This is a genomic window from Planktotalea sp., assembly GCF_049680325.1.
Lineage (GTDB): Bacteria > Pseudomonadota > Alphaproteobacteria > Rhodobacterales > Rhodobacteraceae > Planktotalea.
In genome coordinates this window covers 1-10,580 of record NZ_JBAUHO010000126.1, presented here as the reverse complement: position 1 = coordinate 10,580, position 10,580 = coordinate 1, and the positions used below count along the sequence as shown (strand labels likewise).

Sequence of the window (10,580 nt, the reverse complement as noted above, 5' to 3'; positions counted from 1 at the left end):
GTGCTTGTGCCAAGCGTCACAACAGAGCCCACGATGACCGCGCCGATGAGCGCTGCGAAAAGACCGTATTCAATTGCAGTCGCGCCATTCTCGTCACGAGAAAAAGATGCGAGGGAAAGTGCGATTTTAGACGTTACCAGATTGTACATGTGTTCGTTCCTTTGATGTTTGTGTTGTGCTTCCGATCCTGATTGGTTCGGCGCTGAAAACATCAAAACCATGCGGGCAGCTCTGGCTCTATCGGTCAGAGGAATGATATTTTCCCCATGCACCTAAGGTCTGAGCGTCATCATACCGACGTATGATAGCGCTTCAGGCCCGCTGGACGCTGTGTCTGGTTTTAGGCTGCGCATTGCGCTTTGATTTTATTGTTTAATAATAGCATCTTGGCCTGACGGGGGCAGGGCCGGTGTCGTTCTCAAGTAAAAGGAGAACGATACGTTACTTAGGTGAAGCGTTTTGTTGAAATGCTGAAACAGGTAGGAAAACGGCCCAGGTTCGAGTGTTTATAAGCTACCAAATGGCAGACTTATTGGTTCGCCTATGTCCAGTTTCACAGTCGGGAACGAACGATTCTCGCGGGCATTGAGGCTTAAGCTGTCATCGCGGCGCAGCCGTGCTTCCTCGAATGATGAGCGACACCGGAATGACCGCGGCGTGTTCGGAGCCTGTGCCTTCGGGACTTTCGAGCCGTTCCAGGAGCATTGCAGCAGCCGTCTCGCCCAAGAGCAATCTGTCCTGCCGCATTGACGTCAGCGGAGGGATGAATTGTTCAGCGAGATCGATGTCATCAAAGCCCATCACAGAGACGTCGTCGGGGACTTTGAAGTTGCGCCGCGACAATTCTGAGATAAACCCCATAGCGATCTGATCGGAGGCACAAAACATTGCCGTTGGACGATTTTCCAACGCGATCCACGCGTTTGCAGCCCGGCAGCCTGCAGCCAGCGAAAAGTCACCGGGAATGATCCACTCCGGGTGTTGCTCTAACTGATGCGTTGCAATCTCTTCGACAAACGCGTCTTTGCGCGCTTGCATCAGCACGTTGCCTTCCGGGCCAGTCACATGGCCGATTTTACGATGGCCGATATCGTGTAAATAGCGCACAGCGGCCTTCGTGCCGCGGCGGTTTTCGCTGCGAACGGATGGAAATTCCTGCTCTTCGATCCATTCACAAGCAAAGAGAACTCGCTTGGATTGCTGTCCTGTTTTCAGGGATGCTATGACATCTGGTTCTAACGCCCCATCAAGAATTATCATGCCATCGGCACGTGCGTCATCGAGGTAGTCAACCAATCGCTCGCCGCTGCCATGAACCTGTTTCGTGCTGGCAATAAGCATCGAGTAGCCTTTGCGCGAAAGGTTCAGCGATATGCCTTCCAGAATGGTCGAAAAGAACGGGTTTGCCAAATCGGGCAGCAAGACCAAGACGGAATGTGCACGCTGGGTTCGCAGGTTCCGCGCTGCGCGATTTACGCGGTATCCACTGACCTCAACGGCCTTTGAAACACGGCGTCTCGTTGATTCGGAAACCATGTTGGGGTTTGAGAGCGCGCGCGAGACGGTCGCCGTCGAAACGCCAGCGACACGGGCAACGTCTTGAAGTGTTGAAGTTTTTGCTATCATCGCGTCCCATCCCAGACATGGAGTGATGTAATCGATTGCAATAGTTGTTGACAAGTTAAACGGGCTCATTTCACTATGTAATCGATTACAACGGATGGCGATCTCAAGGTTTATCGCGAATTTCCGCAATTTCTGGGAGGAAAAAATGTCTAATGTATTGAAGTCCCTTTTGATTGGGACGGCGCTTACATGCGCGTCCGCAGCATCGGCCGTTGAGCTAGAAGTCACGCATTGGTGGACGTCGGGGGGCGAAGCTGCGGCTGTCACCGAGTTGGCCAAGGCTTGGGATGCGACTGGTAATACATGGCTGGACGGCGCAATTGCAGGGTCGGGCGGTACCGCACGCCCTATCATTATTAGCCGTATTTTGGGCGGCGATCCGATGGCTGCCACACAGCTAAACCACGGTCGCCAAGCCGAAGAACTGATCGAGGCAGGCCTCATGCTCGATCTCACAGATGTTGCCGAAGCCGGTGGCTGGACTGACATTGTCAAACCGTCAAGTCTGCTTGATGCCTGCACATTGGATGGCAAGATTTACTGCGTGCCGATAAACATCCACTCATGGCAGTGGTTGTGGTTGTCAAATAAAGCCTTTGCTGACGCTGGCGTCGCAACCCCGACAAGTTGGGATGAATTTGCAGCCTCTGCTGATGCCATGCGTGCAGCTGGTAAATTGCCGCTCGCAATGGGTGCTCAAGGTTGGCAGCAGTCTGGTGCATTTGGCGTGATTGCTGTTGCGATTGCAGGTGGCGATGCCTGGCGCGCCGTTAACGTAGACAAAAACGCAGAAGTTGCTGCCGGTCCTGAATATGCAAAAGTCTTTGAAGCCGCAGTTGCCGCCCGCGACATGGCGAAGGACGGCAATGTTCAAGACTGGAACCAAGCGACAAACATGGTCATCACCGGCGCTGCTGGCGGTCAAATCATGGGGGATTGGGCGCAGGGCGAATTCCAAGTTGCGGGTCAAACGGCTGGTGTGGAATATGAATGCCTTCCGGGCTTAGGAAACAACGCGGTTTTGGATACGAGCGGTGACGCGTTCTATTTCCCTCTTAACAGCGATCCTGAAGTCACAGCGGCGCAAAAAGAACTTGCCGCTTTGATGATTAGCCCGGAAGTGCAGGTGGCGTTTAACCTTAAAAAGGGTTCCCTGCCTGTTCGTGGCGACATCGATATGGCCGCCGCGAACCGATGCATGCAAAAAGGCTTGGACATCTTGGCATCGGGCAACATCCTCCCGTCCGGTGACATGAATCTTTCGGCTGACACAAGCACACAGATCGAAGATTTGATGCTCGAATTCTGGGCTGGCGACACGATGTCGGCCGCGGATGCGCAAGCCCGTTACGCTGAAATCATCGACAACGCAGACTAAGCCTGATTGTCTTTGGCCCGCCTGTGTGAATGGGTGGGCCACTGCAACTTTTGTTATCACAATCATTTCTGGGGGGATCACGATGTCCATGGTTAATCAAGAGGCTGCTCTTGAAGGCCCCGCGAAAGGCAAGCCGAACAGGCTGACCCGAAATCTAAGCTCAAAAATCGCTGCGCTCCCGATGATCCTGACTGCATTGGTAATTTTCGTAGGGTGCACCGTTTGGACAATCGTCTATTCCTTTACCAACTCGCGGCTTTTGCCAAAAGAAAACTTCATTGGTTTCGATCAATATGAGCGGCTTTGGGGCAGTAGCCGCTGGATAACGTCGATCACGAATCTGATGTGGTATGGCGTCAGTTCACTGGTCCTGACCTTGGTGATTGGCTTTACACTCGCGGCATTGCTGGATCGCAAAATCCGCTTTGAAAACACGTTCAGGAGTATCTTTCTCTTCCCGTTTGCATTGTCTTTCATTGTAACCGGCCTTGTGTGGCAGTGGATTTTGAACCCTGATTTTGGCGTTCAAGGCGTCGTGCGAAGCTGGGGCTGGGAGAGCTTTAGCTTTGATCCGCTTTACAACCCCGACATCGTGATTTTTGGCGTGCTTATTGCAGGCATTTGGCAGGGCTCGGGTTTGATTATGTGCATCATGCTAGCCGGCTTGCGCGGGATCGACGAAGACATCTGGAAAGCCACCCGCGTTGACGGCATCGGCACCATAAAGACCTATGTGCTCGTCATCATTCCGATGATGCGTCCCGTCTTTATCACATCACTCGTTTTGATCGCCGCCGGCATTATCAAGCTCTATGATCTGGTCGTTGCTCAAACCTCTGGCGGACCGGGTCTTTCGTCTCAGGTTCCGGCAATGTATGTCTATGATTATATGTTCAAGGCGCAAAACCTTGGCCAAGGCTTTGCCGCGTCAACGATGATGCTGTTGTCGGTTGTCATCATATTGATCCCCTACATCTATTTGCAGTTCAAGGGGACCAACCGTGGATAATGCGATGACAGGCCCACGTGGCCCCAAGCCGAAGCGCCGCTTTTCGCGCAATAACATTTTCATTTACGGTACGCTTTTGATGGTCAGCATGTATTATCTGCTGCCGCTATATGTGATGGTTGTGACCTCGCTAAAAGGCATGCCCGAAATTCGGATGGGCAATGTGTTTAGCCCGCCCGTGGAGATCACATTTGAGCCGTGGGTGAAAGCATGGGCCCAAGCCTGCACAGGCATCAATTGCGATGGCCTTAGCCGTGGGTTCTGGAACTCTGTGCAGATCTTGATCCCATCGGTGACACTCTCTATCGCTGTCGCCTCGATCAACGGCTATGCGCTTTCGAACTGGAAGTTCAAAGGCTCCGAAGTCTTCTTTAACATTCTCATTCTCGGTGCGTTTATCCCCTACCAGATCATGCTTTACCCAATCGTGATCTTGCTGCGCGAACTCGGTCTTTACGGCGGGCTATCAGGGTTGGTTCTGGTACACACTGTCTTTGGCATGCCGATCCTGACGCTCTTGTTCCGCAACTACTTCGCCTCGATCCCTGAAGAACTATTCAAGGCCGCAAGGGTAGATGGCGCAGGTTTCTGGCGGATTTATTTCCAGATCATGATGCCGATGGCGCTGCCGATCTTTGTCGTTGCGATTATCTTACAGGTCACAGGCATCTGGAACGACTTCCTTTTCGGGGTCATTTACACAAAGCCGGATCTTTACCCGATGACAGTGCAGCTCAATAACATCGTGAACTCGGTCCAGGGGGTGAAGGAATACAACGTGAATATGGCGGCGACGCTGCTCACAGGTCTGGTCCCTCTCATCATTTACTTTGCCTCAGGCAAACTTTTTGTCCGCGGAATTGCCGCTGGCGCAGTCAAAGGCTGACGACATGACAAACTCAGTTGAAATCAAAAATCTCGACCTCAATTTTGGCGCTGTGAAAGTGCTGAAGCAACTCAACCTCGACATTCACGAAGGCGAATTCCTTGTGCTATTGGGATCGTCGGGCTGTGGGAAATCGACGCTTTTGAACTGCATTGCAGGACTTCTGGAAGTCTCGGATGGTCAAATTTTCATCAAAGGGCAAAACGTGACCTGGGCAGAGCCGTCAGAGCGCGGCATCGGCATGGTGTTTCAATCCTATGCGCTTTACCCGCAGATGACTGTGCGCGGGAACCTGTCTTTTGGGCTAAAGAACGCCAAAGTGCCGAAAGATGAAATCAACAAACGGGTCGCGCGTGTTGCAGAGGTTTTGCAGATTGAAGCGCTGCTCGAACGCAAGCCCGGTGCGCTTTCGGGTGGCCAGCGTCAGCGGGTTGCGATCGGCCGCGCTCTTGTGCGCGAGGTTGATGTGTTTCTCTTTGACGAGCCACTCTCAAACCTTGATGCCAAGTTGCGCACGGATTTGCGCGTCGAACTGAAGCGGCTTCACAAGAAGCTAAAGAACACGATGATCTATGTGACACATGACCAGGTCGAAGCGATGACTTTGGCCGATCGTATTTCGATTATGCGCGGGGGTATGATTGAACAGCTCGATACCCCTGAAACGATCTACGCGAAGCCTTGCAACAAATATGTGGCTGATTTTATTGGCTCTCCCGCGATGAACCTGTTTCAGGGCGAAATCAAAGGGAACACCTTTAGCTGCGGCGGCTTTAGCGTCGATATCACTGGTTATGAATTCGGGCCCAATGGCCAACGCGATGGTGCCGCTTGGCTTGGAATTCGCCCCGAACATATAGCGACGGCGCAGGCCGCTGAAGGGCACACTTTCTGTGGCCCCGCCGAGATTGATATTGTTGAACCGATGGGCTCGGACACGCTGGTCTGGGTCGATTTCGCGGGCCAATCCGTGCGTGTGCGCACCGAAGGCCAATCGGGCCTCACGTCAGGCGAAACCCTGACCATCGGCTTTGACGCCGCGCGCCTTCACCTTTTTGACATGAAAACAGAGACACGTCTCTAATCCTGAGAGCACTCAAATGACTGTATCACTTCAACTCTATTCGATGCGCGATGTTGCCGATCAGATCGCACTATTGAGCAAACTACCTGCAATGGGGATTACAAAAGTCGAAGGCTATGGCGGCGTTTACAACGACCCGAAAGCCTATCGTGCTGCGATGGATGCAAACGGAATTACGATGCCGTCTGGCCATATGGGGCTGGACGATATCGAGTCGGATTTTGATGCCACAATGAGCATAGTTCGCGCGATGGGCATGCAGCATGTTTATGCGCCCTATCTTGAAGAAAAAGACCGACCGACGACTGCTGACGGATATATTGACCTTGCAAAGCGGCTTAATTCAGCGTCGCTGCGCTATGCAGAACAGGGGATTTCCTTTGGCTGGCACAACCATGATTTCGAGTTTTTCGCACTTCCGGACGCTAGCATCCCAATGGACATTCTGCTGGAGCATGCCCCTGACATCAAATGGGAAGCGGACCTCGCATGGATCGTGCGCGGGGGGCGTGATCCGCTGGACTACATTGCGCGCTACGGCAGCCGTATCACGGCCATTCACGTCAAGGATATCGCCAAAGCGGGAACTAATCTGGAGCAGGACGGCTGGTCTGATCTTGGTGCGGGCATTTTGGACTGGTCGGCATATCTAAAGGCCTGCCATGCGCAGTCCAGCGATCTGATTTACGCGCTGGAGCACGACAAACCAAGCGATCCAATCGCTTATGCAACACGATCTGCGGCGGCATTTAAAGCGTTGTGGGAGACAATAAATGGCTAAAGATCTGGGCGTTGGCATCATTGGGTGCGGAAATATTTCGACGGCTTATCTCACGCTTGCGTCGATGTTCAAAGGATACACGATCCTCGCGGTCGCCGACATCAACATGGACAGCGCAAACGCGCGCGCCGTCGAATTTGGTGTGCGGGCTGAAACGGTCGACGCTCTTCTTGCAGCGGATGACATTGATCTCGTCATCAACCTGACCATCCCGGCGGCGCATGTTGATGTATCCCGGGCAATCTTGCAGGCGGGCAAACATGTCTATTCTGAAAAGCCTTTTGTTCTGAGCCTTGCTGAAGCGCAAGAACTTGGTGAAATTGCGACAGCCAAAGGCCTGCGGATCGGGTCCGCGCCTGATACCTTCCTTGGGGCGAGCCATCAATTGGCCCGCGAGATCATCGACAGTGGCACCATTGGCAAGGTGACCTCTGGGACTGCCGTTGTGATGGGCCCTGGCATGGAGGATTGGCACCCGAACCCCGATTTCTTTTTTGTCAAAGGCGGCGGTCCGATCCTTGATATGGGGCCGTACTATATCTGTAATCTTGTGCAGCTGCTTGGTCCTGTGAAAAAGGTCACCAGCTTTACAGGGGCGGCGTCGCCCACGCGCACGATTTCCAATGGTCCGCGCAATGGCGAAACGGTTCCCGTTGAAACGCCAACGACAATTCACGCTATTTTGTCGTTCGAAAGCGGCGCGATTATCACTTTGCTCGCCAGTTGGGATGTTTGGAAAAACGACCATCCGATCATGGAGCTTTACGGCACTGAAGGAACAATGAACATTCCCGATCCAAATTGGTTCGGAGGCGTGGTTACTTTGACGGAACGAAGCGGCGACGCCGTTCCGAAATCATGGGATCATCCGTTTGCTGTGCCAAACTTCGAAGAAGTGCATGCCAACTATCGTGGTGCTGGCTTGGCTGATATGGCGCTTTCGATCGCGGCAGGGATACCACATCGCTGCAACGCTGACTTTGCGAGCCATGTGGTTGAAGTGCTAACCGCGATTCTGGAGGCGGGTGAAACGGGGCAAGTCATGACGATGAAAACGACCTGCACGCGCCCCGATCCATTGGGGCCAGAGCAGGCACGGACATTGCTCGCATAACTCAATAAGGACGGAGAAAAAGATGAGCAATTCGATCAAAGGCCCGGCTTTGTTTCTGGCGCAGTTTATTTCTGATGAAGCGCCGTTTAATACGTTGCCTTCAATTGCGAAATGGGCAGCAGGACTTGGTTATAAGGGTGTGCAGATCCCGACATGGGACAAGCGGATCTTTGATCTGGATAAGGCCGCGACAAACAAGTCTTACTGTGATGAGGTCACAGGCATTTGCGCCGAGCATGGCCTGACGATCACCGAACTGTCCTGCCACTTGCAAAGCCAGCTTGTCGCCGTGCATCCCGCCTATGACACAGCCTTTGACGCCTTTGCGCCAGAGCATCTGCATGGTAATCCCGAGGGTCGCCAAGCATGGGCTGTCGATCAAGTTGCCAAGGTCGCCAAGGCCTCCCGGCACCTTGGCCTGAAGGGGGCGGTGGGTTTTACGGGTTCGCTTGCCTTTCCCTACCTCTACCCATGGCCACAACGTCCTGCTGGTCTTGTTGAGGAAGCCTTCACGGAACTTGCGCGCCGCTGGAAACCTCTCTTGGATATCTACGAGCAAGAGGGTGTCGATTTCGGGTTCGAAATTCATCCTGGCGAAGACGTTTTCGACGGCACCACATATGAACGCTTTCTCGAAGCGCTTGACGGCCATCCGCGCTGCAAGATCACCTATGATCCATCGCATTTCCTGTTGCAGCAAATGGACTACCTGTCGTTCATCGACATCTATCATGATCGGATCAGCGCCTTTCACGTCAAGGACGCGGAATTTAATCCGACGGGGCGCCAAGGGGTTTATTCGGGCTATGCCGACTGGGCGGATCGTGCCGGTCGGTTCCGGTCACTTGGGGATGGACAGGTCGATTTTCGCAGTATCTTCTCGAAACTCACGCAATATGGATTTGATGGATGGGCCGTGCTGGAATGGGAATGCTGCTTGAAGCATCCCGAGCAGGGCGCGGCAGAGGGCGCACCATTCATCGCGGATCATATTATCCGCCGAACCGACAAAGCCTTTGATGATTTTGCCGGCGGCACATCCGATCCGGCAGCGCTGCGCAAAATGATGGGGTTCTGAAATGGCACCGCTCAAGCTTGGCATGGTTGGCGGCGGGCAGGGCGCGTTTATTGGCGGTGTCCACCGAATTGCGGCCCGGCTCGATGGCTGCTTTGAGCTGGTTGCAGGTGCCTTTTCTTCGGACCCTGCGCGCGCGCACGCGTCTGCCTCGGACTTAGGCATCGCGGCAAGCCGATCCTACGCCGATTATCGCGAGATGGCCAAGGCAGAGGCCGCACGCCCTGACGGGATCGATGCAGTCGCAATCGTGACGCCCAACCATTTGCATGGCCCTATCGCCGAGGCGTTCCTGGCGCAGGATATCCACGTGATTTGCGACAAGCCGATGACAGCAACGCTGGCGCAGGCCAACGATTTGATGGAAGCGGCGGCGAACTCTCGTGCATCCTTCTTTTTGACCCACAATTACACAGGGTATCCAATGATCCGGCAGGCACGTCAGATGGTGGCCGACGGCGACTTGGGCGACATTAGGATCGTGCAAGCCGAATATTTGCAAGACTGGCTGAGCGAAACACCCGCCGACGACAACAAGCAAGCGGCATGGCGCACGGACCCCGCGCAATCAGGCGGCGGCGCGATCGGGGATATCGGGACACATGCCTATAATCTGGTAAGTTTTGTCACAGGCCTTCGCACGCAGTCCCTTAGCGCAACCTTGCAATCCCATGTTGCGGGTCGCGCTGTGGATGATGATGCGCGCGTCACCCTGCAGTTAAGCGGCGGCGGTCGCTGTCACATTTGGGCGAGCCAGGTGGCCGTCGGAAATGAAAACAACCTGACATTGGCCATCTACGGGAGCAAAGCATCCCTGCGCTGGGCGCAGGAAGAACCCAACGTCCTTTGGGTCACCAGATTGGGCGAAGCACCGCGCAAGATCACACGCGGGAGCGCGTCGGCCCATCCAGCTGCTGGCGCCGTCACACGCATACCGGCAGGTCACCCGGAGGGTTATCTGGAAGCCTTTGCAACGCTTTACCGCGAGGCAGCAGAAGCCATCATGACGCCGGATCAAGTAACTTCAAACAACGCATTAATCGGTATTTCACAGGGCATGGACGGTGTACGTTTCGTTGATGCCTGCCAGCGATCATCAAGCGAGGGTGGAGCCTGGATAACGCTTGAATAAGACCGTGTGACTTTGGTGAACCGCACCGGGTTTGCCGGAGGCTGATTTATTTTAGTTACGCGGCCATGTCTGATCTTTCCAGAGCTGCATAGAAGTTTGCCTCTGCTTCAGCTGGCGGGATATTCCCGATATGCTCCAGCAGGCGGCGATTGTTGAAGAGCTATGCCCGAAAGTTGGTGACGGCGTGATTAGGCGGCATGGTTAAGTTGTTTGATCCCGTCCTTGAATGCAATCCCTTCGATGATCTCTGGCATGCGGTTGGCTCCATCGAGTTTGCGCCACTTGGTTTGGGCTGACATCATCAGCTTGAACGCCATGGCAAGGCCGGTTTTGCGGCTGAGGCAGCCTTTGGTTTTGCCCGTTCGATGTCGGACGGTGGCGAAGGTGCTTTCGATTGGGTTCGTCGTTCGGACATGTTTCCAATGCTCGGCTGGGAAGTCATAGAAGGCCAAGAGTACGTCACGATCCTTGGTCAGTTTCCCCACGGCTTTGTCG

General features: G+C 54.0%; 11 protein-coding genes. 8 read left to right on the top strand and 3 right to left on the bottom strand.

The features are described 5' to 3' along the window. Both WBC85_RS05685 and WBC85_RS05680 read right to left on the bottom strand, forming a co-directional pair. On the bottom strand, positions 1-149 hold a 149-nt coding region (locus WBC85_RS05685), incomplete at its 3' end, for a Flp family type IVb pilin (RefSeq protein ID WP_424433856.1). 451 nt (positions 150-600) lie between these two features. Next, positions 601-1,626, bottom strand: a complete 1,026-nt coding sequence (locus WBC85_RS05680; RefSeq protein ID WP_424433850.1) for a LacI family DNA-binding transcriptional regulator — start codon at positions 1,624-1,626, stop codon at positions 601-603. Positions 1,627-1,771: 145 nt separating this feature from the next. On the opposite strand from WBC85_RS05680, the gene WBC85_RS05675 reads away from it, so the two are divergent. The 8 genes from WBC85_RS05675 to WBC85_RS05640 all read left to right on the top strand — a co-directional run bounded on the left by WBC85_RS05675 (position 1,772) and on the right by WBC85_RS05640 (position 10,085). Further along, entirely contained in the window at positions 1,772-3,004 is a 1,233-nt protein-coding gene (locus WBC85_RS05675) for an ABC transporter substrate-binding protein (RefSeq protein ID WP_424433848.1), read from the top strand. Between the two features lie 88 nt (positions 3,005-3,092). After that, entirely contained in the window at positions 3,093-4,013 is a 921-nt protein-coding gene (locus tag WBC85_RS05670; protein ID WP_424433854.1) for a carbohydrate ABC transporter permease, read from the top strand. Positions 4,014-4,017: 4 nt separating this feature from the next. Continuing rightward, entirely contained in the window at positions 4,018-4,899 is an 882-nt protein-coding gene (locus tag WBC85_RS05665) for a carbohydrate ABC transporter permease (RefSeq protein WP_424433852.1), read from the top strand. 4 nt (positions 4,900-4,903) lie between these two features. Next, the gene (locus tag WBC85_RS05660; protein ID WP_424433846.1) at positions 4,904-5,983 is read left to right on the top strand and encodes an ABC transporter ATP-binding protein; all 1,080 of its coding nucleotides are present in this window, start codon (positions 4,904-4,906) and stop codon (positions 5,981-5,983) included. 16 nt (positions 5,984-5,999) lie between these two features. Continuing rightward, entirely contained in the window at positions 6,000-6,764 is a 765-nt protein-coding gene (locus WBC85_RS05655; protein ID WP_424433844.1) for a sugar phosphate isomerase/epimerase family protein, read from the top strand. After that, on the top strand, positions 6,757-7,878 hold the full coding sequence (locus WBC85_RS05650; RefSeq protein WP_424433842.1) for a Gfo/Idh/MocA family protein: 1,122 nt from the start codon (positions 6,757-6,759) through the stop codon (positions 7,876-7,878). Before WBC85_RS05655 ends, WBC85_RS05650 begins: the two co-directional genes overlap by 8 nt. Positions 7,879-7,900: 22 nt before the next feature. Continuing rightward, a complete protein-coding gene (locus tag WBC85_RS05645) occupies positions 7,901-8,956 on the top strand; it encodes a sugar phosphate isomerase/epimerase family protein (RefSeq protein ID WP_424433840.1) in 1,056 nt (351 codons plus the stop codon). 1 nt (position 8,957) lies between these two features. Further along, positions 8,958-10,085, top strand: a complete 1,128-nt coding sequence (locus tag WBC85_RS05640) for a Gfo/Idh/MocA family protein (protein WP_424433838.1) — start codon at positions 8,958-8,960, stop codon at positions 10,083-10,085. 188 nt (positions 10,086-10,273) lie between these two features. Here WBC85_RS05640 and WBC85_RS05635 read toward each other — a convergent pair. After that, the coding region (locus WBC85_RS05635; RefSeq protein WP_424433836.1) for a transposase at positions 10,274-10,580 on the bottom strand (307 nt) is incomplete at its 5' end.